This window comes from Saccharopolyspora antimicrobica (assembly GCF_003635025.1).
In the GTDB taxonomy this organism is placed as follows: domain Bacteria; phylum Actinomycetota; class Actinomycetes; order Mycobacteriales; family Pseudonocardiaceae; genus Saccharopolyspora; species Saccharopolyspora antimicrobica.
Genome location: NZ_RBXX01000002.1, coordinates 5,694,377 through 5,720,169, shown reverse-complemented (window position 1 = coordinate 5,720,169; position 25,793 = coordinate 5,694,377). Strand labels below are relative to the sequence as shown.

The following is a 25,793-nucleotide window of genomic DNA, read 5'->3' as shown; positions in this document are numbered from 1 at the left end:
GCGGGCACTCGGCGATGATCGAGCAGAACGAGGCCTGGGAAAGCGCGGTCCTGGCCTTCCTCACCCGACCGGATGGCAGGTCCGCCGGCTGACACGCCCCTATCCTGGGGCTCGGACCAGGCGCGACCGGAACGGGGGAACAGTGGCGAGAATCGCCGAGACGCGGCCGCCCGCATCTCCGATGTCCGAGGACCAGGTCGCGCGCCGGGACCGCATCCTCGACGCCGCCACCGAACTCGGCGCCCGGGCGGACCTCGACCACGTGCAGATGAACGACGTGGCCAAGGACGCCGGGGTCGCGATCGGAACGCTCTACCGCTACTTCCCGTCCAAGACGCACCTGTTCGCCGCGGTCTTCGAGGCGCAGCTCGGCGCGTTCCTCGGGCGGCTGTGGCCGACCGAGAGCGAAGACCTCGTCAGCGACATCGGCGAGGCCCTCGTATCGCTGAGCCGGGAACTGCTGCGGCGCCCCCGGCTGTGCGCGGCGATGGTGCAGAGCGCCGCCACCAACTACACCTCGGGTCCGTCCGGGTCCGCGGAGCGCGATTCGGCGCTCTTCCACGCCATCCTGGACACCCTCACCCGCTCCGCGCCCGGCGACGAGGTCGAGAGCACCGTCCGCTTGCTGGTGTTCAGCTGGTGGGGCGTCCTCATCTCCCGGCTCAGCGGCAAGACCTCCGCCGGGCAGGCCGAGACCGACATCCGGTTGGCGGCCCAGCGGCTGGTCGGGCCGTTGTTGTCCCGGCGCCGCTTCCCGTGACCGACACCGGGACTCCGGCCGGCCACGCCGCTGCGGGCCGTCAGGTCGAGCGCGATGTCGGCGTTCAGGAGAACGTGGCGGTGACCTCGCCGAGCGGGTCGATCTCAGCGCGGAAGCGCATTCCCGGGCTCGCCGGGACCAACGGGCCCAGCGCCCCGGAAAGCACGATCTGCCCGGCCCGCAGCGGGTCGCCCAAGGACCGCGCTGTGCGGGCCAGCCAGGCGAGCGCGGCGAGCGGATCGCCCAGGCACGCAGTCCCGTCGCCCTCCGAGACCAGTTCGCCGTCGGCGTAGAGCCGCATGGTGGTGTTCCTCGGTTCGAACTCGTCGAGCGAGAACCGCCGGTCGGCCAGCACGAACAGCCCGCTGGAGGCGTTGTCGGCGACGGTGTCGGTGATCGCGATGTCCCACCCGGCGATCCGGCTGTCGACGATCTCCAGCGCCGGCACCGCGTGGTCCACCGCAGCGCGCACCTGCGCCGCGTCCAGCTCGCCGTCGGCCAGGTCTTCCGCCAGCACGAAGGCGATCTCGGCTTCGACCCGTGGCTGCAGCAGACGACCGGACGGGATCTCGGCCCGGCCGGAGACGTCCATGTCGGCGAAGAGCACCCCGAAATCGGGCTGGTCGACGCCCATCTGCCGCTGGACGGCGGGCGAGGTCAGCCCGATCTTGCGGCCCACCGCCACCGCGCCCCTGGCCTCCCGCTGCCGCGCGAGCTCCTGCTGCACGGCGTAGGCGAGGGCGATGTCGGTGTCGCCGAGCACGTCCCGCACCGGTGCCGCGGGCGTTCCCGTCCGCTCGGCTCCGCTGAGGCGGGCGACCGCGTCGGCGATCGAAAGGTCTTCGGAATTCCCGGTACCGGCTGTCGATGCACGCACTCCGTCACGTTCGCACGCTTCTCCGAGCGGCCCCAGCGCGAGTCCCGCTGTTCAGGACTCAGCGAGAGGTGAACACGAACCCCTCGTAGCCGTCGTCCCGGATCGCGTCGCAGCGCCGGCGGTAGGCGCCCAGTCCGGCCACGTACGGCATGAACCGGCGCGGCTTGCCCTCGATGTTCGCGCCCAGGTACCACGAGTTCGCGCGGGGGAACAGTGTGGCGTCCGCGGCCTGCTGGACGTGCTCGGTCCACTTGATCGCGGCGTCGCGGCGCACCTCGACCTGGGTCGCCCCGGCGTCGTCGGCGTGCCGGACCAGCTCGGCGAGCCAGTCGACCTGCTGCTCCGCGGTCAGCACCATGTTCGCCAGCACCGACGGCGAACCCGGGCCGTTGACGGTGAAGAGGTTCGGGAACCCCGGGATCTGCACGCCGAGGTAGGTCACCGGTCCCTCCGCCCACGCGTCCTGGATCCGGTCGCCGAGCGGGCCGGTGATGTCGACCCGCATGAGCGCGCCGGTCATCGCGTCGAACCCGGTGGCGTAGACCAGCACGTCCAGCTCGTGGAACCCGGCGCTGGTCTCGATGCCCGCGGCGGTGATCCGCTCGATCGGGTCCCGGCGCAGGTTGACCAGCGAGACCTCGTCCCGGTTGAACGTCTCGAAGTAGCCGGAATCGGTGCAGATCCGCTTGGTGCCGATGGGGTGATCGGTGGGGATCAGGTCCTCGGCGGTTCCCGGGTCCTCGACGATCTCCCGGATCTTGCGCGCGGCGAACTCCCGGGCGAAGTCGTTCGACGCGCTGTTGGTGAACTGGTCGGGGAAGGTCTTGCCGAACAGCACACCACCGTTGCGCCAGCCCGCCTCCAGCGCGGCCTCGCGCTCCTCCGGAGTGCACTCCTGCGCCGGCTTCGGGTACGGCTCGTGCGTCGAACCACCACCGCTCATGCGCGATTTCCGCCGCCGCTGCGGGTATTCCGCGCGGATCCGGCGCTGCTCCTCGTCGGTGAGCTTCCGGTTCAGCGCGGGCACGCTGTAGTTCGGCGTGCGCTGGAAGACGGTGAGCGAGCGGGCCTGCTCGGCCAGGATCGGCACCGACTGGATCGCCGACGAGCCCGTGCCGATGACGCCGACGCGCTTGCCCTCCAGCGCCGGCCCCGGTTGCGGCCAGCGCGCGGTGAAGTACGTTTCGCCGGCGAAGGACTCGGCACCGGGGATGTCCGGCTTGTTCGGCGCCGACAGGGAGCCCGTGGCGAACACGAGGTACCGCGCGAGGTGCTCGTCACCGTCCTCGGTGCGCGCCGTCCAACGCGACGCCTGCTCGTCGAAGTGCGCGGCCACGACCCGCTTCCGCAGCTGGATGTGCCGACGCAGCGCGAAGCGGTCGGCCACGTGGTCGAGGTAGGCGAGGATCTCCGGCTGGGTCGCGTAGCGCTCGCTCCACACCCAGTCGTTCTGCAGGTCGTCGTCGAACGAGTACGAGTAGTCGATGCTCTCCACGTCGCAGCGGGCGCCCGGGTACCGGTTGAAGAACCAGGTTCCCCCGATGGCCTCGCCCGCTTCGAGGCATCCGACGTCGAGTCCGGCTTCGCGGAACGCGTGCACGGCGTAGAGACCGGCGAATCCGGCTCCGACGACCAGGACGTCGCGCACCTCGTGAACTCCGGTGGTCATGGTGCTCCTCGCTTCGCAGCTGCGCGCAGGTCGTGCCACAGCAGGTCGCGGGCCGATTGCCCGGCCTGCAGCGGCATGATGGTCAGGAATCCGTGGAACAGGCCCGGGTAGTGCCGATGCGTCACCGCCACCCCGTCCCGCGCCAGAGCCGCCGCGTAGGCCCGGCCGTCGTCGGACAGCGGGTCCAGGCCGGCGGTCACGACGATGGCGGGCGGCAGACCGCGGAAGGTGTCCGCGGCCAGCGGTTCGACCTGGTACCGGGGTTCGACCGCGCCGTCAGCGGGCAGGTACTGGCGCCAGTACCACTCCATAGCGGCCTTGGTGTTCCCGTAACCGCTGCCGCGTTCGCGGTAGCTCGCGCTGTCGCAAGCGGGGTCAAGCGCGGGGTAGATGAGCACTTGAGCCGCCACTCCAGGCCCGCCGGCGTCCCTGGCCAGCAGGCAAGCGCTGGCCGCGAGGTTGCCGCCGGCGCTGTCACCGGCGATCAGCAACCGGTCCGGGTCTCCCCCGAGCTCGCGGGCGTTCTCGGCAGCCCAGGTCAGCGCGGCGTAGGCGTCGTGGGCCGCCGCGGGTGCTCTGTGCTCCGGTGCCAGCCGGTAGTCCACCGAGATCACCACCGACTCCGTTCGTGCCGAAAGCTCGCGGCAGAACCCGTCGTGCGACTCGAGGTCGCAGAACACGAACCCGCCGCCGTGGCAGAAGACGACCACCGGCAGCGCCCCGTCACCGTCGTGGTGCGGGAAGTACAGGCGGACCGGAAGCTCACCGCCGGGCCCGGGAATCCTCCGGTCTTCGGTCTTCGCCACGACGTCCGGGTTGCGCACCGGTTGCCGCCGCGCCGCGATCGCGGCACGTGCTTCGGGCCCGGTCATCTCCTCGACCCGCGGAAAACCCGCGTCGAGCGACTGGATGACCGCCGCGACCTCTTCGTCGAACACGATCGCCCTCCTCGGCAGTGCCGTACACCCGGGCCCGAAAAGCCCTACGGCGCAACGTCTTCTGATTGGTGCGGTGGGACCATACATGCGGATAACCGGCGGAGCGAGACCGCTTCCCGGTCAGTGGACCGGGAACACGGGGCTCGCGTCTCCTCAGGTCGAGGCACCAGCGCGCGTCTCGACCTCCTGCGTCAGATCACGACCGCGAGTCTCACCGGTGCGCCAGATGGCCAGCAGCGTCACGAGGCCGCAAGCGCCCGCCAGCACCGCCAGCGGAGTGCTCGACGGCGCGCCCGAGACGGTGAACACGCTGCTGGCGAGCAGCGGTGTGAAGCCTCCGCCGACGAGTGCGCCCACCTGGTAGCCGAGCGAGACGCCGGTGTAGCGGACGCCGGTGCCGAACATCTCCGACAGCAGCGGGCCGAGCGGCGCGTACATCGCGTTCTGGATCAACTGCCCCAGCGCCATGCCGACGAACAGCAGAGCCACCACCTTCGTGTTGACCAGGGCGTACATCGGGAAAGCCAGCAGCACGATCCCCGCCGCACCACCCACCACCACGGTCCGGCGGCCGAGGTGGTCCGACAGCACGGAGAACAGCGGGATGGCCACCAGCCCTATCACGGCGGTGATCAGCACTCCGGTCACCACGTCGGCGGTGTCGTACCCGATGGACCGGCCGTAGGTGATCATGAAGGTGCTGATCAACGCGGTCAGCGCGAACGGACCGATGCCGACGGCGCTGGCGAGGACGAAGGTGCCGGGATTGCGCAGCACCTCCACCAGCGGGACCTTCGGCTTGTCCACGGCGGCCCGCGACTGCTCGAACAGCGGGCTCTCGGCGATGCTGATCCGCACGTACAGCCCGACGCCGAGCAGCACCGCGCTGAACAGGAACGGCACCCGCCAACCCCAGGACATCAGCTGCTCCTCGGGCAGCCTGGTCACCAGCGCGACCGCGATCGTCGAGAGCACCGAGCCCAGCGGCGAACCCATCTGCAGCAGACCGTTCCACAGCCCCCTGCGCTTGGCGTCGGCGTGCTCGACGACCATCAGCGTCGCACCGGCCCATTCGCCGCCGATGGCCACGCCCTGCACGATCCGGCACAGCACCAGCAGGACCGGCGCCCACACCCCGATCACGTGGTAGGTCGGCAGCAGGCCGATCAGCACGCTCGCCAGACCCATCATGACCATGGTGACCACGAGCATCGACTTGCGGCCCATCCGGTCGCCGAAGTGCCCGAAGACGATCCCGCCGACGGGCCGGGCGACGTAACCGACGGCCAGCGTCCCGAACGAGGCGATGGTGCCGACGACCGGATCGGATCCCGGGAAGAACAGCTCGCCGAACACGATGGCGGCCAGCGTTCCGTAGAGCAGGAAGTCGTAGTACTCGATGACGGTGCCGAGCAGGCCGGACAGCGCGACCTTGCGCAGCACGGCCGGATCGGGAGTTCTTCGCACGGCGGTTTCGGACATCTTCGACTCCGTTGTCGGATGCGGGAACTTCTCAGTCCAAAGCGGACAATGCTGCGACCAGCGGTTCGACCTCCGCGGCCCTCGCGGCCCCGAAGTCGACGTAGTTCAGCCCCAGTCCGTCCTGCCGCTGCAGGAGCTGTTCGACGCACTGCTCGACGGTCCCGACCAGCAGGCCCGCGGACTGCCGCCCGACTCCCGGATCGACCGCGTAGGCCCGGCACACCTCGGCGAGCGCGGCGTCGGTCTGCCGCGGGCTGTCCACCACCCGGCAGGTCCAGGTGATCGACAGGTAGTCCAGCTGGTCGGGGTCGCGTCCGGCGCGCTCCGCCGCCTCCCGGACCCACGCGATCTTGCGCGCCATCCGGTCCGGCAGCATGTCCTCGATGACGGCCGCGTCGTAGGCCGAGCCGTGTCGCAGGTTCGAGTGGATCCCGGCGATCTGCGCGTGCTTGCCGGCCATGGTGAGCATCCGCTTCCCGCCGCCACCGATCAGCAGCGGCGGGTGCGGGGTCTGCACCGGCGCCGGGGTCCCGGTCAGCCCGGTCACCGAGTAGGCCGCGCCCTCGTGGTGCACCGGCCGGCCGGCGAACAGCGCCTTGATGACCTCGACCGACTCCGCCAGCCGGTCGACGCGCCGCCCCGGCGGGTCGTAGGGCAGACCGGCCGCGGCGTACTCGGCCGCCAGGTAACCGGCACCCAGGCCGAGGTCCAGCCGACCGCCGGAGAGCACGTCGATGCTGGCCGCGGCGTGGTGGGTGATCACCGGATGCCGGTAGTCGTTGCACAGCACCAGCGCCATGACCCGCAACCGCCGGGTGCTCATCGCGATGGCGGTCAGCGCGGCGACCGGATCCACCCGCCCGACCATGAAGTGGTCGGACACCGACAGCGCGGACAGCCCGCTGTCGTCCAGCCGGCGCAGCTCTGCCTGCCATGCCGCCACGTCACGCCCGAGCGCCGGAGCGTAGAGCGCCGTCTTGATCCTCGACATCGGCACTCATCCCACCGAGCCGACCGCGGGCGCGAAGCGCGATGCGAAGGCGTGGATGCTGGCCACCACGTGGTCGAGCTCCGCCGCCGTGGTGCCGTGGCTCATCCCCAGCGACATACCGCGCTCGAACACGGCGTCGGCGTTGGGCAGCCCGCCCTCGGGAACCCGGTGCTCGACGCCCCGCATCATCGGGTGCCGGGTGATGTTGCCGCTCCACACCGTGCGCGTGTCGATGCCCGCCGCTTCGAGCGATTCCTGCAGGTCGCTGCGCGCGAACCCGGCGCCGGGCCGGACCATCACCGGGTAGCACAGCCAGGCGGTGTGCCAGTCCGGCAGCTGGCGAGGCAGCGAGAACAACACGGGATAGCTGCCGAAGGCGTCGTTGAAGGCGTCGAAGATCTCCGCGCGGCGGGCGAAGTTCGCATCGAGCTTCTTCAGCTGCTGCAGGCCGAACGCCGCCCCGAGCTCGGACGGTTCGAAGTTCCACGGCAGCACGTCGAAGATGAAGTCGTTGTCGTAGGCCACCCCGTCGAGATCCTCGCGGAACACCCGCCCGGTGTTGGCCGAGCCGAACAGGTGCGGCTCCGAGCGCCGTCCCCACCGGCGCAGCATCAGCGCCTTGTCCCGCAGCAACTCGTCGTCCAGGCACACCATGCCGCCATTGCCCGCGCAGGTCACGATGTGCGCCATCGCGAAGCTGGTGACCGTGATGTCCGACCGGCTGCCGGTCCTGGTGCCGCGCAACGTCGTACCGATGCAGTCGCAGGAGTCCTCGATCACCTTCAGGCCGTGGCGATCGGCGATGTCCCGGATGACGTCCCAGTCCGGCGCGTTCCCGGCCAGGTTGGGGATCAGGATCGCCTTCGTCCGGTCGGTGATCAGCTCCTCGATCCTGCCCGCGTCCACGTTGTAGGTGTCCGGCTCCACGTCGGCGAACACCGGGACCCAGCCACCGCGCACGATGGGCGCGACGTCGGTGGAGAAGGTCAGCGGCGAGGTGATCACCTCCGCGCCCCTGGGCAGGTCGAGCAGCTCCAGCGCCAGGTAGATCGCCGACGATCCGGAGTTGCACATCACGCCGAGCCGCTTGCCGTACAGCTCGGCGACGGTGCGCTCCATCTCCGCGACGTTCTTGCCGATCTTCAGCCCGAACGGGCCGCCGCGCAGGACCTCGAGGCAAGCGTCGATCTCGGCGTCGTCGTGCACGCTGCGGGCGTAGACAACACGGGGGCTCATGAGTTCTCCTCTGCTCGGGGTTCAGCGGATGGTGGAGCCGGCGTCGACGGGCATCGCGATGCCGGTGATGTAGCGGGCCTCGTCGGAGGCGAGGAACGACAGGACGTTGCTGACGTCGACCGACTCGATGCGGGTGACCGGCAGGCTGTTCATGAACACCGGCCCGAGGTCCGGCCGTCCGGCCAGCAGTTCGGGCAGGACCTCGGAGTGCCCCTGCGCGGTGTCCACGCCGGTCGGCAGGACGACGTTCACGCGGACGTTGCGGTCGGCCAGTTCCAGCGCGAGCGACCGGCACACCCCGATCAGCGCGTGCTTGCTGGCCACGTAGGGCAGGTAGAACGGCAGGCCGACGACGCTACCGGTGGATCCGGTGATGACGATGCTGCCGCCACCGGCGGCGACCAGGTGCGGAATCGCCGCGGCGCAGGTGTGCCACACGCCGGTGAGGTTGACGTCGAGCGTCGTCCGCCAGACCTCGCTGGTCAGCTCCTCGTGCGGTTGCACGGTGCAGATCGAGGCGTTGGCGGCGACGACGTCCAGCCTCCCGAGCTTCCGCACGCCTTCGGCGACCACGGCTTCGACGGCCTTCAGGTCGCGAACGTCCGCTTTTGCCGCGTGGATCCGGCGTCCCTGGGCTTCGACCTGCCGGACCGTCTCCGCGAGCCCGGCCTCGTCGCCCATCTCGTAGGCCACGCAGTCGAGCTGTTCGCAGATGTCGAGCGCGATGATGTCGGCGCCCTCGGCGGCCAGCTGCACGGCGTGACTCCGGCCCTGCCCCTGCGCAGCTCCCGTGATGAATGCGACCTTGCCCGCCAGTTTCATCCTCGCGCCTTCCTCTCGAAACAAATTCCGCTCCGTCGCGTCAACTTCAGCCGGTCAGTCCACTGTGGCCGATCCGCTCGGCCATCGAGTCGGCCAGCGCCCGGTCCAGCAGTTCGAACACCTGCCCCAGCGGATCGCGGTGGTAGGTGGCGCCGACCGGGCAGATCCCGCGCCGCACTCCAGCCATCCACACCGGCGCACCCGCCTGCTCCAACTCACCCGCCGCGCTCGCCAGGTCGTCGACCACGAATCCCAGGTGGTGGACTCCCGGAACAGGTGTCCAGATCTCGGACCCGCGCACCTCCCGGAGCAGTTCCAGGTGCGGCGGCCCCGCGGTGAGCCCGATGCGCTGCACCACGGTCTGCTCGATTCCCCGAATCCGGCAGGTGAACCGGGTTTCGCCGAACACCGCGACCGGCATGCCGTAGATCCGCTCCACGTCGGCAGCGGCCTGCTCGATGTCGGCGACGACGACGCCGACGTGATGCAGATCGGCCAGCGAGAAGCACTTGTCCAGGGATTCGTTCCGGCCCGTCACCGACACCACCGGCCTTCCGTCCCGGCCCTCCGACGGACCGACGGGAGGCAGTATTACTCCCTAACGAGCGCTTGGTCAATACGTCGGCATCGCGCGGCGCACTCCTCGACTGGGGAGCGAAAACCGCTACTCGCCAGTCACTTTGGCGCGTGCGCAGCGAACTCGATTGACCCCGGCGCGATCGGCACCCTAAGCTCGATTGAGCAAGCGCTCAATCGCTGGGAGGAAGCGGATGACCGCTGTCGAGCTCCGCCGGACCGACATCCTGCACGCCTCCGCCGAGCTGTTCGCCAGCAAGGGCGTCGCATCGACCACCGTGCGCCAGATCGCCGCCCGGGTCGGGGTGCGCTCCGGCGCGCTGTACCACTACTTCCCGTCGAAGAACGCGATCGCGCGCGAGGTCGTCACCGACTACCTGGAGCAGCTGAAGGCCCGCTACGACGAGGCCGCACCCCGCCGGCTCGACCCGCGATCGCGACTGCGTGCCATCGTGGAAGTGTCGCTGCGCACCGCGGAGGAGAACCCGCACGCCACCATCGTCTACCAGAACGAACTGCCCAACCTCCGCGATGATCCCGGCTACCAGGACGCCAAGCAGCTGGCCGACGCTGCCCAGCAGGTCTGGCTGGAAACGATCGACGACGGCAAGCGAGCCGGAGTCTTCCGCGAAGACGTCCCCACCAAGGTCTTCCACCGCTTCATCCGCGACGCGGTCTGGCTCTCCATCAAGTGGCGCCACCCGGAAGACGCCTACACCGCGGAAGACCTGACCAGAGACTGCATGAAGATCTTCCTCGACGGCTTCGCCACCTAGCCGAGGGTGGCGCACACCGCCTGCAGCACCTGGCCCCCGCACCCCTGCTGCAGTGGAAGCCCGGAAACCGTCCGTGCGGTGGCGGGCACAGGCGCCAGTCGGCGTTGCTCGGTCGCTGGAGGGGTGCACGAGATCGAATTCCGCGCAACACGTTCGAACCCCTTCGAAGCTTTCCGGGCCGACGTCCTCGCCCCCTTGCCAGAAGTGGTAGTTCGGCGTGGGACTCAACGTCGCCATCAGGTGGTCGAGGCCCGGTTCGGTTTCCGCCTCCATGTGTTCGAGCGCGATGTCGAGGACGACGCGGTGCCGCTCGTCGGTCGTGGCTGGAACTGATGGTGAGAACTCCCGCTCCACCTTCACCCCAGGCGGACGGCCTGCCCGCGAAGACCGGGACGGCGCACCAAACACCCGATTCGCGGATATCGGAAGAACCGGGCAGTCGCTATACCGAAATGACACGCCGCTTCTAGCGAGATGAAAACGGCCGGGACAGGCAGGGGTCGACGATGATCAGTGCGTCCGGTAGAAGAGTGCTCCGCTCGGTGATCGCCCTGCTCGCCGTGACCCAGCTGGCCGCGGCGGGCACGGCGTCCGCTTCGGTGGCCGATTCGGTGTCGGCGGGTGAGTTCATCCACGTCTACGACCCGTCGGTCGGCGAGGCCGAGCAGTGGTACTACAACGACCACACGATGATCCGGGACGCGGCCACCGGTGTGTGGCACGTGTACGCCATCACCCACGCCGAACCGGCCAATCCCCTGGACGAGAAGCAGTTCGGGCACGCCACGGCCCCCTCGCCGCGTGGCCCCTGGACGAAGCAGCCGTTCGCGCTGACCGCGGACCCGGCCGCCGGCGAGAGCCACATCTGGGCGCCGCACGTGGTCTTCGCCAACGGCGTCTACCACATGTTCTACGCGGCGGGCACCCCCGACCACACGGCCTACCGGATGCACCTCGCGACCTCCACCGACCTGTGGACCTGGACCCGCAGCGCGGCCAACCCGCTGTTCACCGACGGATTCGACGCCAGAGACCCCATGGTCACCAGGATCGGCGTCCTGTGGGTCATGTACTACACCGCGACCAGCGCTCCTACCGGTGGAAACCACCAGGTGGCCTACCGGACCAGCCTGGACCTGGTGCACTGGAGCGAGAAGCGGGTCGCTTTCCAGCACCCGGCCTCGGGCACCTTCGGAGGCCCCACCGAATCCCCGTTCGTCGTACGACGCCCGGACGCCTGGTACCTCTTCGTGTGCTGCGACCCCGGCTACAAGGACACCCGGGTCTACTCCAGCAGGAACCCGTTCCGCTTCTCAGTGGACAGTCCGGCCGGTCACATCAACGCCCACGCCTCCGAGGTCATCACCGAACCAAACGGCAACACCTCGATCACCAGCGCCGGCTGGGGAGAACGCGGCCTGCACCTCGCCCCGGTCCAGTGGTCGAACCCCTGACCGGGCCGCACCTCTTCCAAGTCCGTCAGCGCGGGAAGCAAGTGCCCGTAGCGGGGCAGAGCAGAACCCGCACGCGCGCAGCCGGACGTCATCCGCCGGGTTCTCGTGGCGAACCCCGGCCGGTCCGGTCCGGACGGGCAGAAGTTCCCGCATGCGTCGTTCGACCCTAGTCCGCGAACCACGGGCAGCGCAGACTCGAACTGGAGGAAAGCCGCACGCACTCGAGGAGGACCGATGACGCTCGAAGTCAAGGACCTCGGCAAACCGGACGAGTCGCGCACGTTCGAGCACGGCAAGCTGGACATCGTCGAGCTTCCCGGGGCGACCGTCGGACGCACCGTGCTGCACCCCGGCTGGCGCTGGTCGAACGACGTCAAACCGATCGTGCAGACCGACAGCTGCCAACAGGCCCACACCATGTACGTCCTGTCCGGCACGCTGCACGTCGTGATGGACGACGGCCAGGAAGCCGAGATCAGCACCGGCGAAACCGGCGTCGTCTCCCCCGGGCACGACGCATGGGTCGTCGGCAACGAGGACTACATCGCGATCGACTGGTCCGGCGCCGCCACCTACGCGGCACCGCCACAATGATCCCCACTCGCTCCTGGTCGTGCGGGGACGTGCCGCGCCAGCACTTCCCCGCACGAGGTGAGGGACTACCGGAGGTCCGCCGCCTCGACGATCAGAAGGCATCCACGTACACGTACACCCGGTCGAAGCGGAGCGCGGCCAGATCGGCGCGGCGAATCACCCAGTGGAAGAGGCCCGCCTCCAGCTCGTCGCAGTCGTCATCACCGCGCCAGCTGGCCAGCAGCGTCCACTCGTCGCCGTCCTCGGCGGGCAGCGGCACTTCGTCCTGGGCCACCTCGACCGGATCCCAGTTGAAGACGACCGGCTCACCGCCGAGCTGGAACCGCCAGCGGGGGCGCCAGCCGACCACGTGCGACCAGGCCGACTCCAGCTCGGCGGCCTGCTGCGACTCCTCGTCGTCGTCCTCCTCCCGCCAAGGCCACGACCACTGGTGGAAGCAGAAGTCCAGCCGTCCACGGCGGTAGGTGCCCATACCGTCGTCCGGGCCGGCCAGGTCTTCCGCCGACAGCGATTCGGCCGGTATGTAGCGCACAGCGTCGGCGGCCACTGCCCCGATGCCCGGCACGGGGTCGGCGAAGAACAGCAGCTGGCCCTCGGTGGGCAGCGGCAGGTCCGTCGCTCCCGGCGGCAGGGCCGCGCAGTCGACGGCCCCGACGAACGCGGCCGTCGGCGCCGGGGAGCCCTCGGGCAGCGGTGGATTCCCGCCGGTCAGCGCAACTACCGGGCCGGGGCCGTCCGCAGCGAGGTAGACCGCAGAGCGCGCGGTGCGTATGTACGCCTCCACCTCGGCAGCCGGAATGCCCCGAGCGGCGGCCTCAGCACGGAAGCGAGCGGCCCGCGTCTCGTGGGTTTCGTCAGTGATCGTCGTGTCTGTCATGAGCCGAATCTATGGCCCGTCACTCGGTCAACGGATCCAGCCCCCGGCCGGACCGTTGTACGGGCGGCGTCGGCCGGTGCATCACTACCGTTCAGCGCGGTACAACCCACTTCAGGTCACCACACTCCTCCCCAGCCCTCGCCCGGCGAGCCCTACGAGTTCAGAAATGAACGGATTTCGCTAACAGTTGTGCACCATTCCGAGACCCTCTGCCCACTCCTTGTCGATGGACGATAGGAAGGAACATACCGATCAGGATGATCCAAAATCGACCGCTTCCTGCGAAATCGCCCGATCAACACCATCCTGTCGTGCACTCGAACCTGCTCACCGAACCTGTACAGATCGAATCCTCGCAGAAAATTTGCCCGCTTCGGCGGAATAGCTACGGTGAGCAGCAAAGCACGGCGGCCACCCTCCAGCAAGAGCTGCAGCTGCCGACGCCAGCTCGCCTCGTATTCCGACTTTGACCAGCACTGAACCAGAGATTCGAATCTTTCATCCAGATCACCAGCCACTATTCTGCCAATCGGCAGGTCCGGATCACCATCCGAACACTCCCCATCCATAAAACCGATGTAAAACAAGCTGTCACTCCCGTCAGCAGCCCAGCGAGCATCCTCTCATCATCCACCTTAAGGATCACGGTGACGCTTGAATGGCCGATTTTCATGGGCTACGTGAAGAAGCGCCGGAAACAGCGCTATGCGCAACCGGCTCCGGAATAGGATGCGGCAGGAGGGCCGTGATGGTGACGATCGACGGCCGCCGCGCACGCCATGCAGTCCCGGTCCGCGAAGTCGGCAAGGCCCGCCCACGATGCTGTCCGCACCCGACTTCTGCGCCTGTGTCAGGCTACGGGCATGGCTCTGCCTCATGATGATGTCGATCCCGGTGGTCTGCTCGAGTACTCCGTGGTGTTCACCGACTACTCGCTGAACCACATGTCCCAGCGCTTCGTGGGCGTGATGCAGGGCATCGTCGATGTCCTGCGCACCACCTACCGAGCACACAGCGTCGCGCTGGTGCCCGGAGGCGGCACCTACGGCATGGAGGCCGTCGCCCGCCAACTCGCGACTGGCCGCCGCTGCCTCGTGGTGCGCAACGGGCTCTTCTCCTACCGCTGGTCGCAGATCCTCGAGATGGGCTCGATCGCGCAGGAACACGCGGTGTGCCGGGCACGACCGGTCGATTCTTCGCATCAGGCCCCGTGGCAGCCGGCGCCGATCGATGAGGTCGTCACCGCCATCCGCGAGCAGCGGCCCGATGTGGTCTTCGCGCCGCACGTCGAGACCGCCGCGGGCATGCTGCTGCCGGACGACTACGTCCGCCGCTTGGCCGAGGCCACCCACGAGGCCGGTGGCCTGCTGGTCCTGGACTGCATCGCCTCCGGGGCGCTCTGGGTCGACATGGCCGATCTCGGCGTCGACGTTCTGCTCAGCGCGCCGCAGAAGGGCTGGAGCGGGTCCCCCTGCGCCAGCTACGTCATGCTCAGCGAGGCGGGCCGGGCTGCGGTCGAGGCAAGCACGTCGACGAGCTTCTCCGTTGATCTGAAGAAGTGGCTGTCGATCACCGACGCTTACACCCAGGGTCAGACCCCCTACCACACGACCATGCCGACCGATACCCTCGCGCACAACCTGGAACTCATGCTCGCGACCCGCGACCGCGGACTCGAGGATCTCCGCGCCGCGCAAGTCGACCTCGGCAGCCGAGTGCGCACGCTGCTCGCCGAGCACGGGCTCCCCTCGGTCGCCACCGACGAGTTCGCAGCCCCCAGCGTGATCGTCGTCCACACCGACGACCCGGAGCTGCGCAGCGGTGCCAGCTTCAAGAAAGTCGGCATCCAGATCGCGGCCGGTGTGCCACTGCACTGCGACGAGCCGGCTGATTTCTCCACCTTCCGCATCGGCCTGTTCGGACTCGACAAGCTCGGCGACGTCGAGGGAACTCTGGCCCGGCTCCGGACGGGGCTGGACAAGGCCGGCCGATGACCACCACTCATTGATCAGCCCCCTCGCGCCCCAGGGCTCTTCTGCCGCATACGCGCGGGGGCGGTGAGGCCACCGCGGATGCGCTCCCGGTCGGCGGCGATCAGGACGTTGGTCCCTGTTCGGCGCCGGCCGGGTGAGTCCAGCGAAAAGGGCAGACCGGTTGTTCGCCACGATTGACCGGCAGGTGACAAAGCCGCTGGGCTGTCAGCCGGTTCCCAGCCGCACGCCGCGGAAGACGTGGACCTCTACGACGAGGGCGTCTTCGGCCGTTCCGGACAACGCCGGTCCGGAGGTGACCGCAAGCCCCAGCCGCGGCAGTTCGACAGCCCCGATCGCCAACCGCCCAGCCACGAGGAGCAATGATCGGACACCCGCGTTCCAGGTGATCTCGCCGTGGCATCGCCGCACCTGGACATCGCCGCGGCAACGGCCGCGCACCGTCATCAGGTTGAGCACCCGAGCCGGTTCGACCAGGCCGCGCACGGCCACCGCGGCCTCACCCGGGAACCGGACCTGCTGATACCGGGTCGCGCGGTGCGGGCGGCCGTCGACGGTGAGCTCGAAACATCCGCCGACGACCGGGGTGAAGATGCGCTCGACACCGTCGAAGCGGGAGAAGGGCCCGTTCTCACCGAGATCGGCCAGGCTCAGCCGCCATTCGAAATCAGCCCCTGCACCGGAACCGGACGGCTCCGCCCACAACTCCCGCGTGATCCCCCTGCCGTTGCGCCACGGCTTCGGTTCCACGTCCTCCGGATCTACGACGATCATGTCTGCTGCGAGGCCACCGCGGCGGAGATCCTGCCGCCCAGGATGGCGATCGCCTCCGCGTCGCCCGGTACCTCCGGTTTCCAGGGCAGCACCAGGCGGTCCTTGGCCTTGTCGGTGTACCGGGGAATCACGTGCAGGTGGAAGTGGAACACCGACTGCCACGCATCAGCACCGCAGCAGTTGAGGAGGTTCACCCCATCAGCACCGAACGCTCCAGCCGCTGCCTTGGCGACGCGCTGCGCGGCCAAGGTGACGGCGGTCAGGTCATCGGCCGGGATCTCGAACAGGTCCTTGCTGTGCCGCTTGGGAACCACCAGCAGGTGACCGTCCGAGGCCGGGTTGATGTCCATGAACGCGCACGTCGTCTCGTCCTCGGCCACCTTCACGCTCGGGACGTCGCCGGCCACGATGCCGCAGAACACGCACTGATCACTCACGCAGCAGAGCTTAACCGGCCGCCGCACTCATGATCGCTGACGCAGCAGATGCTGCAGTCATGATCCGACCGGATGCGCAGCGCGGCGGATGATGTCCCGCTCGGCCAGTGTCGATCGACCGGGCACGTGGGGCGAGCCGGACGCCGGTCACGAGTTCGCGTCGTAGACGCGCTTGCCGCGCAGGTAGGTCGCCAGCACGTCCGTCTCGTGGATCCTGCGCGTGTCGATGCCGAACAGGTTCTGGGAGAGGACGATGAAATCCGCGGACTTCCCCACCTCGATGCTGCCGACGCGCTCACCGAGTCCCATCGCTTCCGCCGCGTGCCGGGTGAAGCTGATCAGCGCTTCCTCGAGGGTGAGCCGCTGCGCGGGATTGACCGCCTCCTCGCTTCCTCCCGGTGCTTCACGGGTGACCATCGTTTCGATCCCGGTCCAGGGGTGCGGAACGGGGAGGGCGACCGGCCAGTCGGAACCGGCCGCGACAGTGGCCCCGGAATCCACGAGGTCCCTCAGCGGCCAGGACTTCTTCAAGGTCTCGGCCGACACGCAGGACGCCAGGCTGTCCTGGATGATGCTCGGGTACCACAGGTACGGCGACGCGTCCGCGACGACGCCCAGCTCGCTGAACCTCCGCACGTCGGACTCGTCGATGAAGAGGTTGTGCGCGATGTGGAAGATCGGCCGCGATCCGTGCCGCTGGCGCATGATCGCGATCGCGTCCAGGGCCAGCCTCGTCGACCCGTCCCCGGCCGCGTGGATCTTCACCCCGCGTCCCGCGGAGACCGCTTCCTCGAGTTCCTCGACGAGCCCGTCCAGGTCGTACAGGCATTCCCCGGAACTCTGCCCGTGATCGCAACCGAGGGGGAGGTAAGGGTCCAGCATCGAGGCGGTGCGCGTCATGGGAACGCCGTCGAGGAACACCTTGACGAATCCCACGTGGAGCAGTTCGGAACCGAACTGCTCGGATACCGAAACCAGCTCCTTGCCGGTGATTCCGGGTTCCGCGAGCAGCGGTCGCGCCACTGTGGACGCCATGACCCGGAGGGTGAGCGCACCCTCGGCATCCAGCTTCGACAGGGTGCGCAGCGCGGGCTCCATCGTCGCGGCTTCGCAGACGGTGGTGAGCCCGTACTGGTTGCACAGCTTCGCGGCGGTCGCGAAGGTGCCGCGGTACCGCTCTTCCGGGTTCTTGATGCTCGCGACGAATGCCTCTTCCGCCAGCCGGGACGCCTGTTCCCACAAGACGCCGGTGAGGCGGCCCGCTTCGTCGCGAACGCACGTACCGCCTTCGGGATCGGGAGAGTCGTCCATGACTCCCATCGCCTCGAGCGTGGCGCTGTTGACCCACCTGTTGTGCATCGTGTCGTCCTTGAGCACCACGGGACGCCCGCCGGCCGCCTCGTCGAGCTTGGCGAGCATGTCGACGTTCGCGAGCTTCTCCATCGTCAACGAACCGACGATCCACTCGTCCGGTCCCAGTTCCGCCGCCCATGCCGCGATCGCTTCGCAGATCTCGTCGGGGCCGTAGTGCGGCGGAATCTGCAGCTCCCACGCCGCGGCCGCCCCACCCAGGCCGAGGTGGATGTGGACGTCGCAGATTCCCGGCATGAGCATCTTGCCGTCCACGTCGAGCACGGCCGTTTCCGGGCCGGCCAGGCGCACGACTTCCTCGGAGCTTCCGACGGCGGTGAACTCGCCGTCGGCGACGGCGAACGCCTCGGCCGTGGTTCCCGCCGCATCGCCGGTGAACACGTTGGCATTGACAACGATCAGATCGGGCGTCTTCGTCATGGCTTCCTCCACGCAGTATCGGGGTGCTCGTCTCTCGGGGCGTTGCCGGTGATCGGGTGCCTACGTAGCGGGGGACATGAGGGCGGCCGCGTGGACGGCGGGACGCCGGTCCGCCCACGGCATCGCCTCCTCCAGCTGGGCGGCGACCCGCAACAGCATCGCTTCCGAACAGGCCGGACCGGCCAGCTGGACACCGATGGGCAGGTCCTGCGCGGACTGGGCCAGCGGCAGGCTGATCGCGGGAGTGCCGGTCTGGTTGAACAGCGGGGTGAAGGAGCAGACGTCGAAGATCCGCGTGGTCCACTCGAACGCGCTGAGGTCCGCGTTCGCGTCGAGGTGGCCCAGCAGCGGTGCGGGGGTGTTCATGGTGGGCGTCAGCAGGAGGTCGTATTCCGTGAAGAACCGGCCGACCTCGCGTGAGACGGTGTTGACGGCCGCCAGGGCGTTGCCGAGGTCGATCCCGCTGACCGTGCGTCCGTACTCGACGCAGGCCCACGTGGTGCGTTCGAGGTTCTCCGGCCCGGCCGTCGCTCCGGTCAACGCCTCGAGCCCGGCGACGGATCCGGCCAGGAAGGACGACCACAGAACGTGGTTCGCGTTCAGGAACGACTCCCACTCGATGCCCGGCGTCCGGCGTTCGACGTCATGCCCCGCCGCTTCGAGCACGCCGGCGACGGCATCGACCGCCCCGGCCACCTCCGGGTCCACGTAGCTGCCCGCCCAGGACTCGGTGTGCACGGCGATCCGCAGACGGCCCGGATCGGCGCCCACCTCCTCGACCCATGGCCGCGCGGGCGGGGCGATGACGTACGGATCGCCCGGATAGCTCACGGCCACCTCGTCGAGCAGTGCTGCGGTGTCCCGGACCGTGCGGGTCACCGCGAGCTCGGCACCCATCCCGTAGAGCGCCTCGGCCGAGTCCGGCCCCACGGGCACCCGGCCTCGGCCGGGCTTCAGCCCGACCAGTCCGTTGCAGGCGGCGGGCACCCGGATGGATCCGCCGCCGTCGTTGGCGTGCGCGATCGGGATCGCTCCCGCGGCGACGAGCACCGCCGCGCCGCCGCTGGAACCACCTGCGCTGTGGGCGGTGTTCCACGGATTGCGCGTCGAACCGTAGGCCAGTGCCTCGGAGTTGCCGTTGAATCCGAGCTCCGGGGTCGTCGTCACAGCCAGCGTCGCCAGGCCGGCAGCGCGGAAGCGCGCCATCAGATGCGTGTCCGCCGGAGGCACGAAACCCTCGCCGAGCAGGCGCGTCCCCATGCGCGTCGGTACGCCTGCCGCGTGGCAGACGATGTCCTTGATCGCGAACGGAACGCCGGCGAACCGGCCGTCGGCGGCGTAGTCGAGCGGGCGGTCGAAGGGCCCTTCGGCGACCGCGTTCACCTCCTCGTCCACCCGGTCGATAGCCGCGATGGCCAGTGCGGCGACCTCGTCGGCGCTGACCTCCCCGGATGCGATGACCGCGGCCAGAGCGGTCGCGTCGAGGGCGGTGTACTCGTCGATGTGCATCAAGCTCTCCCTCCGCCGTGCCGGCTCGTCGACCGGCCGAGCCCCCGGAAAGCTACGAGGCTGTGAGGTGCCGGACATCGGCCGAAAAGCCGTTCCCCCGGTGCCTCGGATGTGCTTCCGGCCGCGAGCGCCGGGCAGGAGGCAGGCTCGGCGAGCAGGGACACGACCGCATCGAGTCCGACGTCGATCGAGCGCCGGCATCGCTTCGCTTGACACCGCCGTGCGTCCCCGGTCAGGATCCGACCGGTAACGGAGGTTCGGGATGGCCGCGGACGTACGGTGGTGGGCTCAGCTCGCCGGGGAGATCCGCGCCGCAAGCCGCGGTGACCTACCCATCGAGGTCCCCCTCCGCGCCGTGCGCGACGAGCTTGGCTTCGACTGCGTCGCGCTGGTCGCCTGTGGACTTCCGCGTGCCGGTGGCACGCACACCGCCCTCGTCAACCTCGGCTACACGGCGGAGACGCTCGCCTACATCACGACGACGTACAGCCGGACGTGCCCGGTCCACCGGCTCGCGGTGCGACGGGGCACTCCCCTGCGATTCGTGGACGTGCCGTTCGACCTCCGCGAGACCCGCACCTACCGAGAAGCAATACTGCCCAACCGGTTTCGCGAAGGGATGACCCTGCCGTTGGCGCCGCCGGCTACCGGTGCGGCCATACCGGGCTTCGTGGCGATGAGCTCGACGCACGCCACACCGCTCGACGACGAGTCACGGCTGGCGCTGATGATGCTGTCGCGCGATCTCGCCGGGCTCATCGACCCCGGCGCCGAAGCCGGTGACATCGTGGCCGACGTAGTCCTCCGGATCACGCACGACCTGGTCGAGATCCGGGCCGGAGAACTTGGCGAGGTGCCGCTCACCAGTGCCGAGCTCCACCTCGCCGTGCGATCCGCCGCCGCCAGCGCGGCGGGCCACGTCGGCTTCCACCACCGTGCCGCCGACGGCACCTGGTGGCACGTCCGGGCGGTGCGCCACCCCGGCGCGGTTCTCGTCCGGTTCGGCCGGGTTCCGGCGTTCGGTCGCCTCACCAGCCGTGAACTCGACGTGGTCGGCCTCGTCGCCCGAGGATGGTCCAACGAACGGATCTCCCAGGCGCTGGGCATCGCGGTCCGCACCGTGCGAAGCCACGTCGAGTCGTCGCTCATCAAGCTCGACTGCCCCAATCGCACCGCGCTCGCCCGCACCGCCTTCGAGCGCGAGCTCGACACTGTTGACGCCCTGCGGGTCGCGCATCACTGACAGCGGACCATCGGGGCTTGTACCCCCGACTCCAGGGAACGCCGGACGACCTTCGAGCTCGACATAGGGCGACTCGGATTGTGTCGCCGTTGCCGGAGTGGAGGCCAGGGCCGGTATCCCCACGTACTGCCCACAATGGACCTACTGCTGGTGTGCCCCTGCTAGGACCGCTGGCGGTGTAGCCGCTGTCCGGGAGGGGTGCGGCTACACCGTGCGGCCCACGGGTCCAGGGTTCACGACATGGACGTCGTGGCGGGCGGTTCGTCGGCCTGGTCACGGCCGTGGTGCTGTGCCGTCTGCCCCGTGCTCGTGGCTGGTGAGACGGGGGTCCCCGGCCGGTTGCGTGCTGTGCGGAGCATGGTGGCGATCAGGATGGCTCCGCCTACCGTAAGCACGACGCTGGCCAATGCGGCGATCCGCATCTCGTGCGTGAAGGCGTCGAAGGCCACTGCCCGCAACGCTTCCGCAGCGTGGTGCGGGAGGTCCGCGGCGGTGTCGACGGCGCCGCCCAGAGTTTCCTCCGCCGCAGCGAGCTCATGCGGGCTGAGACCCGCAGGGGCCTTGGACTCCATCTGCACGCGGTAGACGGCGGTGCCGATGCTGCCCAGGACCGCGATGCCCAGCGCCCCGCCGAACTCCGCGGAGGTCTCCGCCAGGGCGGAGGCCGCGCCCGCGCGCTCCGGCGGCGCGGCGGACAGGATCACTTCGGTGACGACGGCGGACACGCCGCCGATGCCGATGGAGACCACGGTCAGGGCGCTCACCAGGTAGACGATGCCCGAGTCGGTTCTGATCAGGGACAGCGCGAGGTATCCGGCAGCCGCGACCAGAAGTCCGGCGACCATCACGTTGGGCTTGCCGATGCGCGGCGCCATCGCGGTGGCCAGGGCGATCCCCACGGGCATCACGAGGAACGTGGGCAGCGACCACAGAGCCGACTCGAACGGGCTCATCCCCAGCACGAGCTGCATGAACTGCCAGTTGAACAACGAGAAGCCGATCATCGCGAATGTCGCCAGAGCGTCGATGAGCAGCGGCACGTTGAACCGGCGGGTGCGGAACAAAGCGAGGTCGATCATCGGGTTCACGGCCGTGCGCTGGCGGCGGACGAACAGTGCTCCCACGACGAGTCCGGCGACGATCCAGACAGCCGGGGTCCATCCGAAACCGTGCCCCGCCGCCATCTTGACGCCGTAGATCACGGCGAGGACGGCCACCAGGGACAGGAGGGCACCGAGCAGGTCGAAGCGGCCCGGCTCGGGGTCGCGGTACTCGGGCAGCAGAAGCGGCCCGAGCACCAGCAGCAGGATCATCACGGGGACGTTGATCAGGAAGACCGAGCCCCACCAGAAGTGCTCCAGCAGCAGGCCGCCGATGATGGGGCCGACGACGGCGCCGCCCGCGAAGCCGGCTGTCCAGACGCCGACGGCGGTGGCCCGCTGCCGGTCGTCGTGGAACATGTTCCGGATCAGGGAGAGGGTGGAGGGGGCCAGCGTGGCTCCGGCGATGCCCATGAGCGCCCGGGCTGCGATCAGCATCTCGGGGCTGGACGCGAAGGCCGCCAGAGCCGACGCGAGGCCGAAGGCCGCGGCACCGGCCAGCAGCACCCTCCGCCGTCCGATGCGGTCACCGAGGGTGCCCATCGTGATCAGCAAACCGGCCAGCAGGAAGCCGTAGGAGTCCATGATCCACAGCAGTTCGGAGCTGCTCGGCTGGAGAACGGCCGTCAGGGACGGGAGCGTGACGAACATGACGGACAAGTCCATGGACGCCAGCACGCACGGCAGCACCAGCACGGCGAGTCCGACCCACTGCCTGGTCCCAGCTCTCTTGCTTTCTTCGGTCATGTCCCCGGCTCCTGCTCCTTCGGTTGGCTGCGGCATGTCGACTTCCGCATTACGTCACGGATTGCGTGCGTTGTACGCACCGACGGCGTACACGATACACATGCACGTGCGACCAGCTGCAAATGGTTTTTCGACAGCGCACCACCTGCCTTATCCACCTCCCGCGATGACGGGATAGAATTTCGACACGCCTGGATCAGATGTGACGAAAAGGAGTGTGGCGATGCCGGAGCAGTCGGCCTGTGCGTTCTGCGGAAGGGCGCTGGAACCCGCAGAACGGGGACGGCCGCGGCACTACTGCTCCCGCTCCTGCCAGGCGAGGGCCTACCGGGCGCGCAGGTCGGAGGCGTCGGACGGCGGCGACAGCGCGCCCCACCTCACCGTCGAGCGCATCGTGCGTGCCGGTATCGACGTCGCAGACGCGGAGGGGCTTGCTGCGCTGTCGATGCGCAGGGTCGCCACCGACCTCGGAGCGAGCACCATGGCCCTGTACCGGCACGTGGCCTCCAAGGACGATCTGGTGGCCTTGATGGTGGAGGCCGCGATGGCCGACGTCCCGCTGCCCGACACCCCGCCGCGAAACTGGCGGCACGGCCTCGAACGAGCCGCCTATCGCGACTGGGAGCTGTACCACCGCCACCCGTGGATCCTGTCGAGGGTCCTGGTGACGACCCGCGCGCACTTCAGCCCGGCACTCGCGGCGGACAGCGAGAGCGCCTTCTCATCCTTCGACGAACTCGGCCTCGAACCTGCCGACGCCTTCCGGTACATGTTCATGTTCGCCTCCTACGTGCAGGGCGTGGCGCTGACCTACGTCAGCGACCTGGAGGCAGAACGACAGGCGGGACAGCGGACGACGAACGTCCCGGACGACGAACGCGATCGGCTCTTCGAGCCCGGCGCGTACCCGCGGCTCGGCCCCGCGATGCGCGCGGGCGCCGACCCCTGGGACCTCGACGCGCTGTTCGCCTCGGGCCTCGCCGGTGTCCTGGACGGCATCGCGGTCGACCTCGCACGGCGAGGCGTCGAGGCCTGATCGCGGCGGGCAGGCCGTCACCTGACCCGGAGCGCCAGGAACGTTCGACAACAGCCACAACTGCGGCAACGAGGTCTCCACACGAACCCTTGCCGAGAGCCATGGTGCGCCAACGCGCTCGGCATGACCGACCAGCAGGTACTGCTCTGCGTCAGTTGACCGAGTGCCGGAAGGGCGCGGACACGCTGAACCTGTGGCCATCGACGGATTCTCGCTGTCACAGAACGGCTTCTACCGTCGCTGCGTACTGCTTCCGGCACCGGCTCTTGTCATTGCAGCCGAACTGGCCGGGGAAAGACCCGCGCTGACCACCACATGCTGCACTGCCCACCGCCCGTCGTCCAACGCCTCGCCGGCGTGCTGCCCTCGTGCGCTGCGTTGCTGGCTGTTCTGCTTGCGGGGCCCGGCAAACATCGTCGGGCGGTGCGGATTCCGGCCGCTTAGCATGGGCTTCGGGAGAGCGGCGCACCCTTCTCATCCGGAACCTGCCCCACATGGGGAGGCCAGGCGTTGGTGGTTCGAACCACCGCAGGCCATCGGCCCGCCCGGCAACGTTCAAACCTTCACGCAGAGCGCTTTCGGAAGGACTCCGCCGTGACACTCCGAGAGATCATCCCGACCGCCTCGGTTTCGGCACCGCGCCGTTGGGCAACATGTTCCGCGCGGTACCGGAGGACGAGGCGCGTGCGACTGTGCAAGAAGCCTGGGACAAGGGCGACCGTTACTTCGACACAGCGCCCCTCTACGGGGCCGGGCTCGCCGAGATGCGGCTGGGCGAGGTGCTTTCCCAGCAGCCCCGGGACTCCTACGTCCTCTCCTCGAAGGTCGGACGCGTCATCCTCGACGAGGAGGAGACCGGCGCGCGCGAGCTCGGTGAGAAGGGCGCGCTCTTCGAACACGGCCGGAAGAACAAGATCGTGCACGAGTGGACCGCCGATGCCACCGAGCGGTCGGTCGAGGACAGCCTGCGGCGCCTGGGAGTCGACCGGATCGACGTCCTGTGGGTGCACGACGTCGCCCAGGACTTCCACGGCGATCTCTGGCTGCAGAAGATCGAAGAAGCGCGGACCGGCGCGTTCCGCGTTCTGTCCCGGCTGCGGGACGAAGGTGTCATCAGAGCGTGGGGACTGGGCGTCAACCGCACCGAACCCATCGAGATCACGCTCGCCCTGGACGAACCGAAACCCGACGGGTTCGTGATGGCCGGCCGCTACACGCTGCTGGACCACGAACAGCCGTTGCAGCGGCTGCTGCCCATGGCCGCTGAGCAGGGAGTCGACATGGTGGTCGGCGGACCCTACAACTCGGGCGTGCTCGCGGGTGGCAGCCACTTCGAGTACCAGGAGGCCTCGCCGGCGATCTACGAACGCGTCGAGCGGCTCAAGGCGGTCGCCGACCGGCACGGGGTGAGCATCAAGGCTGCCGCGTTGCAGTTCTCGCTGGCCCACCCGGTGACCGTCGCCGTCATCGCGGGTGCCAGCAGGCCCGGCCACGTCGACGAGGACATCGCCGCGCTGGAGGAGAAGATCCCCGCCGACTTCTGGGCCGAACTGCGCCAGTCCGGCCTGGTCAGCCCGCAGGCCCCGCTCCCGGGCGGAGTCTGATCCGCCCGCGCACCGCAGTACGACACGAACTGGAGGATGGCCATGGCATCGACCTCGGTGAGCCGGATGGTTCCAGCCTCTCCGGAACGCACGTGGCAACTGATCGGCGGCTTCGGCTCCCTGCCCGACTGGTTGCCCTACATACCCGAGAGCACCCTCCGGGACGGCGGGCGCGTCAGGGAGCTGAAGAACCCCGACGGGGACGTCATCACCGAACGCCTGGTGGACTTCAACGAAGCCGAACGCCACTACAGCTATGCCATCGAGCAGGCGCCCTTCCCCGTGACCGGTTACGTCTCCACCATCAGGGTTCACCCCGTGGCCGGACAGCAGGACGCGGCCGAGGTCCAGTGGTCGGGGCGCTTCACGCCCGACGGGGCCACCGACGAGGAGGTTGTCGCGCTGTTCACCGACATCTACCGGAACGGCCTCGACGCTCTCCACGATGCGCTCGGCTGACGCGATCCGGGCCCGGGGCTTCCGCGTTGCGCCTGTTCCCGCGCGGCCGG

Annotated in this window: 25 protein-coding genes; 10 read left to right on the top strand and 15 right to left on the bottom strand. The window is 69.1% G+C overall.

Going from position 1 to position 25,793, the window contains the following annotated elements; translation table 11 throughout:
* Nucleotides 1-181: 181 nt before the first annotated feature.
* Nucleotides 182-760 (top strand): TetR/AcrR family transcriptional regulator, encoded by a 579-nt coding sequence (locus ATL45_RS27360; protein WP_093149147.1) that lies wholly within the window; start codon nucleotides 182-184, stop codon nucleotides 758-760.
* Nucleotides 761-824: 64 nt separating this feature from the next.
* Here ATL45_RS27360 and ATL45_RS27355 read toward each other — a convergent pair whose 3' ends face one another.
* The 8 genes from ATL45_RS27355 to ATL45_RS27320 form a co-directional block, all read right to left on the bottom strand.
* Nucleotides 825-1,637: a 2-keto-4-pentenoate hydratase gene (locus ATL45_RS27355; protein ID WP_246025575.1), complete on the bottom strand. Its 813-nt coding sequence runs from the start codon at nucleotides 1,635-1,637 to the stop codon at nucleotides 825-827.
* Between the two features lie 58 nt (nucleotides 1,638-1,695).
* A complete protein-coding gene (locus ATL45_RS27350; protein WP_093149152.1) occupies nucleotides 1,696-3,306 on the bottom strand; it encodes a flavin-containing monooxygenase in 1,611 nt (536 codons plus the stop codon).
* Nucleotides 3,303-4,244, bottom strand: coding sequence for a LipP1 family hormone-sensitive lipase (gene lipP1, locus ATL45_RS27345; protein ID WP_211841303.1), 942 nt, complete (start codon nucleotides 4,242-4,244; stop codon nucleotides 3,303-3,305). Before lipP1 ends, ATL45_RS27350 begins: the two co-directional genes overlap by 4 nt.
* Nucleotides 4,245-4,397: 153 nt before the next feature.
* Nucleotides 4,398-5,726 carry an MFS transporter gene (locus tag ATL45_RS27340; protein ID WP_093149156.1) on the bottom strand — a complete coding sequence of 443 codons (1,329 nt, stop codon included), beginning with the start codon at nucleotides 5,724-5,726 and terminating at the stop codon, nucleotides 4,398-4,400.
* A 31-nt stretch (nucleotides 5,727-5,757) separates the two neighbouring features.
* Nucleotides 5,758-6,717 carry a TIGR03621 family F420-dependent LLM class oxidoreductase gene (locus tag ATL45_RS27335; protein WP_143121584.1) on the bottom strand — a complete coding sequence of 320 codons (960 nt, stop codon included), beginning with the start codon at nucleotides 6,715-6,717 and terminating at the stop codon, nucleotides 5,758-5,760.
* A 6-nt stretch (nucleotides 6,718-6,723) separates the two neighbouring features.
* Nucleotides 6,724-7,953: a DegT/DnrJ/EryC1/StrS family aminotransferase gene (locus tag ATL45_RS27330; RefSeq protein WP_093149164.1), complete on the bottom strand. Its 1,230-nt coding sequence runs from the start codon at nucleotides 7,951-7,953 to the stop codon at nucleotides 6,724-6,726.
* Nucleotides 7,954-7,974: 21 nt separating this feature from the next.
* Nucleotides 7,975-8,775: a mycofactocin-coupled SDR family oxidoreductase gene (locus ATL45_RS27325; RefSeq protein WP_211841302.1), complete on the bottom strand. Its 801-nt coding sequence runs from the start codon at nucleotides 8,773-8,775 to the stop codon at nucleotides 7,975-7,977.
* 46 nt (nucleotides 8,776-8,821) lie between these two features.
* Nucleotides 8,822-9,313, bottom strand: a complete 492-nt coding sequence (locus tag ATL45_RS27320) for a VOC family protein (RefSeq protein WP_211841301.1) — start codon at nucleotides 9,311-9,313, stop codon at nucleotides 8,822-8,824.
* 232 nt (nucleotides 9,314-9,545) lie between these two features.
* On the opposite strand from ATL45_RS27320, the gene ATL45_RS27315 reads away from it, so the two are divergent.
* The 4 genes from ATL45_RS27315 (at nucleotide 9,546) to ATL45_RS27305 (ending at nucleotide 12,175) form a co-directional block, all read left to right on the top strand.
* A complete protein-coding gene (locus ATL45_RS27315) occupies nucleotides 9,546-10,127 on the top strand; it encodes a TetR/AcrR family transcriptional regulator (protein WP_093149169.1) in 582 nt (193 codons plus the stop codon).
* A gap of 123 nt (nucleotides 10,128-10,250) precedes the next feature.
* Nucleotides 10,251-10,460: a hypothetical protein gene (locus ATL45_RS38540; RefSeq protein ID WP_143121585.1), complete on the top strand. Its 210-nt coding sequence runs from the start codon at nucleotides 10,251-10,253 to the stop codon at nucleotides 10,458-10,460.
* Between the two features lie 173 nt (nucleotides 10,461-10,633).
* On the top strand, nucleotides 10,634-11,581 hold the full coding sequence (locus tag ATL45_RS27310) for a glycoside hydrolase family protein (RefSeq protein ID WP_093149173.1): 948 nt from the start codon (nucleotides 10,634-10,636) through the stop codon (nucleotides 11,579-11,581).
* Nucleotides 11,582-11,815: 234 nt separating this feature from the next.
* Nucleotides 11,816-12,175 (top strand): cupin domain-containing protein, encoded by a 360-nt coding sequence (locus tag ATL45_RS27305; RefSeq protein ID WP_093149175.1) that lies wholly within the window; start codon nucleotides 11,816-11,818, stop codon nucleotides 12,173-12,175.
* Between the two features lie 91 nt (nucleotides 12,176-12,266).
* On the opposite strand, the gene ATL45_RS27300 is transcribed toward ATL45_RS27305, so the two are convergent.
* Nucleotides 12,267-13,052: a DUF1963 domain-containing protein gene (locus ATL45_RS27300; protein WP_093149179.1), complete on the bottom strand. Its 786-nt coding sequence runs from the start codon at nucleotides 13,050-13,052 to the stop codon at nucleotides 12,267-12,269.
* Nucleotides 13,053-13,204: 152 nt separating this feature from the next.
* Entirely contained in the window at nucleotides 13,205-13,621 is a 417-nt protein-coding gene (locus ATL45_RS40275) for a hypothetical protein (protein ID WP_369333634.1), read from the bottom strand.
* Between the two features lie 294 nt (nucleotides 13,622-13,915).
* Here ATL45_RS40275 and ATL45_RS27295 point away from each other — a divergent pair, with 294 nt between their 5' ends.
* Nucleotides 13,916-15,046, top strand: coding sequence for a pyridoxal-phosphate-dependent aminotransferase family protein (locus ATL45_RS27295; RefSeq protein ID WP_093149183.1), 1,131 nt, complete (start codon nucleotides 13,916-13,918; stop codon nucleotides 15,044-15,046).
* Nucleotides 15,047-15,250: 204 nt separating this feature from the next.
* Here the strand turns inward: ATL45_RS27295 and ATL45_RS27290 are convergent, their stop codons facing one another.
* The 4 genes from ATL45_RS27290 to ATL45_RS27275 all read right to left on the bottom strand — a co-directional run bounded on the left by ATL45_RS27290 (nucleotide 15,251) and on the right by ATL45_RS27275 (nucleotide 19,554).
* Nucleotides 15,251-15,817: a HutD/Ves family protein gene (locus ATL45_RS27290; RefSeq protein WP_093149185.1), complete on the bottom strand. Its 567-nt coding sequence runs from the start codon at nucleotides 15,815-15,817 to the stop codon at nucleotides 15,251-15,253.
* Complete coding sequence (locus ATL45_RS27285; RefSeq protein ID WP_093149190.1) at nucleotides 15,814-16,254, bottom strand: HIT family protein; 441 nt, start codon at nucleotides 16,252-16,254, stop codon at nucleotides 15,814-15,816. Before ATL45_RS27285 ends, ATL45_RS27290 begins: the two co-directional genes overlap by 4 nt.
* Nucleotides 16,255-16,401: 147 nt before the next feature.
* Nucleotides 16,402-18,045, bottom strand: coding sequence for an amidohydrolase (locus ATL45_RS27280; RefSeq protein ID WP_093149194.1), 1,644 nt, complete (start codon nucleotides 18,043-18,045; stop codon nucleotides 16,402-16,404).
* 60 nt (nucleotides 18,046-18,105) lie between these two features.
* Nucleotides 18,106-19,554: an amidase gene (locus tag ATL45_RS27275; protein WP_093149196.1), complete on the bottom strand. Its 1,449-nt coding sequence runs from the start codon at nucleotides 19,552-19,554 to the stop codon at nucleotides 18,106-18,108.
* Between the two features lie 262 nt (nucleotides 19,555-19,816).
* On the opposite strand from ATL45_RS27275, the gene ATL45_RS27270 reads away from it, so the two are divergent.
* Nucleotides 19,817-20,797 carry a helix-turn-helix transcriptional regulator gene (locus tag ATL45_RS27270; RefSeq protein ID WP_093149199.1) on the top strand — a complete coding sequence of 327 codons (981 nt, stop codon included), beginning with the start codon at nucleotides 19,817-19,819 and terminating at the stop codon, nucleotides 20,795-20,797.
* Nucleotides 20,798-21,030: 233 nt separating this feature from the next.
* Here ATL45_RS27270 and ATL45_RS27265 read toward each other — a convergent pair whose 3' ends face one another.
* Nucleotides 21,031-22,680 (bottom strand): MFS transporter, encoded by a 1,650-nt coding sequence (locus ATL45_RS27265; RefSeq protein ID WP_439332467.1) that lies wholly within the window; start codon nucleotides 22,678-22,680, stop codon nucleotides 21,031-21,033.
* 187 nt (nucleotides 22,681-22,867) lie between these two features.
* Between ATL45_RS27265 and ATL45_RS27260 the strand changes: the two genes are divergently transcribed.
* The 3 genes from ATL45_RS27260 to ATL45_RS27250 all read left to right on the top strand — a co-directional run bounded on the left by ATL45_RS27260 (nucleotide 22,868) and on the right by ATL45_RS27250 (nucleotide 25,743).
* A complete protein-coding gene (locus ATL45_RS27260; protein ID WP_093149204.1) occupies nucleotides 22,868-23,680 on the top strand; it encodes a TetR/AcrR family transcriptional regulator in 813 nt (270 codons plus the stop codon).
* A 494-nt stretch (nucleotides 23,681-24,174) separates the two neighbouring features.
* Nucleotides 24,175-25,284 carry an aldo/keto reductase gene (locus ATL45_RS27255; protein ID WP_093149207.1) on the top strand — a complete coding sequence of 370 codons (1,110 nt, stop codon included), beginning with the start codon at nucleotides 24,175-24,177 and terminating at the stop codon, nucleotides 25,282-25,284.
* 42 nt (nucleotides 25,285-25,326) lie between these two features.
* The gene (locus ATL45_RS27250) at nucleotides 25,327-25,743 is read left to right on the top strand and encodes an SRPBCC family protein (protein ID WP_093149211.1); all 417 of its coding nucleotides are present in this window, start codon (nucleotides 25,327-25,329) and stop codon (nucleotides 25,741-25,743) included.
* Nucleotides 25,744-25,793 lie beyond the last annotated feature (50 nt).

Coding starts and splice junctions, on each gene's coding strand:
- ATL45_RS27305 (WP_093149175.1), top strand. CDS start 11,816: ATGACGCTCGAAGTCAAGGACCTCGGCAAACCGGACGAGTCGCGCACG.
- ATL45_RS27290 (WP_093149185.1), bottom strand. CDS start 15,817: ATGATCGTCGTAGATCCGGAGGACGTGGAACCGAAGCCGTGGCGCAAC.
- ATL45_RS27275 (WP_093149196.1), bottom strand. CDS start 19,554: ATGCACATCGACGAGTACACCGCCCTCGACGCGACCGCTCTGGCCGCG.
- ATL45_RS27300 (WP_093149179.1), bottom strand. CDS start 13,052: ATGACAGACACGACGATCACTGACGAAACCCACGAGACGCGGGCCGCT.
- ATL45_RS27360 (WP_093149147.1), top strand. CDS start 182: ATGTCCGAGGACCAGGTCGCGCGCCGGGACCGCATCCTCGACGCCGCC.
- ATL45_RS27260 (WP_093149204.1), top strand. CDS start 22,868: ATGCCGGAGCAGTCGGCCTGTGCGTTCTGCGGAAGGGCGCTGGAACCC.
- ATL45_RS27255 (WP_093149207.1), top strand. CDS start 24,175: ATGGGGAGGCCAGGCGTTGGTGGTTCGAACCACCGCAGGCCATCGGCC.
- ATL45_RS27335 (WP_143121584.1), bottom strand. CDS start 6,717: ATGTCGAGGATCAAGACGGCGCTCTACGCTCCGGCGCTCGGGCGTGAC.
- ATL45_RS40275 (WP_369333634.1), bottom strand. CDS start 13,621: ATGGATGGGGAGTGTTCGGATGGTGATCCGGACCTGCCGATTGGCAGA.
- ATL45_RS27250 (WP_093149211.1), top strand. CDS start 25,327: ATGGCATCGACCTCGGTGAGCCGGATGGTTCCAGCCTCTCCGGAACGC.
- ATL45_RS27340 (WP_093149156.1), bottom strand. CDS start 5,726: ATGTCCGAAACCGCCGTGCGAAGAACTCCCGATCCGGCCGTGCTGCGC.
- ATL45_RS27325 (WP_211841302.1), bottom strand. CDS start 8,775: ATGAAACTGGCGGGCAAGGTCGCATTCATCACGGGAGCTGCGCAGGGG.
- ATL45_RS27280 (WP_093149194.1), bottom strand. CDS start 18,045: ATGACGAAGACGCCCGATCTGATCGTTGTCAATGCCAACGTGTTCACC.
- ATL45_RS27265 (WP_439332467.1), bottom strand. CDS start 22,680: ATGCCGCAGCCAACCGAAGGAGCAGGAGCCGGGGACATGACCGAAGAA.
- ATL45_RS27350 (WP_093149152.1), bottom strand. CDS start 3,306: ATGACCACCGGAGTTCACGAGGTGCGCGACGTCCTGGTCGTCGGAGCC.
- ATL45_RS27310 (WP_093149173.1), top strand. CDS start 10,634: ATGATCAGTGCGTCCGGTAGAAGAGTGCTCCGCTCGGTGATCGCCCTG.
- ATL45_RS27270 (WP_093149199.1), top strand. CDS start 19,817: ATGGCCGCGGACGTACGGTGGTGGGCTCAGCTCGCCGGGGAGATCCGC.
- ATL45_RS27315 (WP_093149169.1), top strand. CDS start 9,546: ATGACCGCTGTCGAGCTCCGCCGGACCGACATCCTGCACGCCTCCGCC.
- ATL45_RS27330 (WP_093149164.1), bottom strand. CDS start 7,953: ATGAGCCCCCGTGTTGTCTACGCCCGCAGCGTGCACGACGACGCCGAG.
- ATL45_RS27295 (WP_093149183.1), top strand. CDS start 13,916: ATGGCTCTGCCTCATGATGATGTCGATCCCGGTGGTCTGCTCGAGTAC.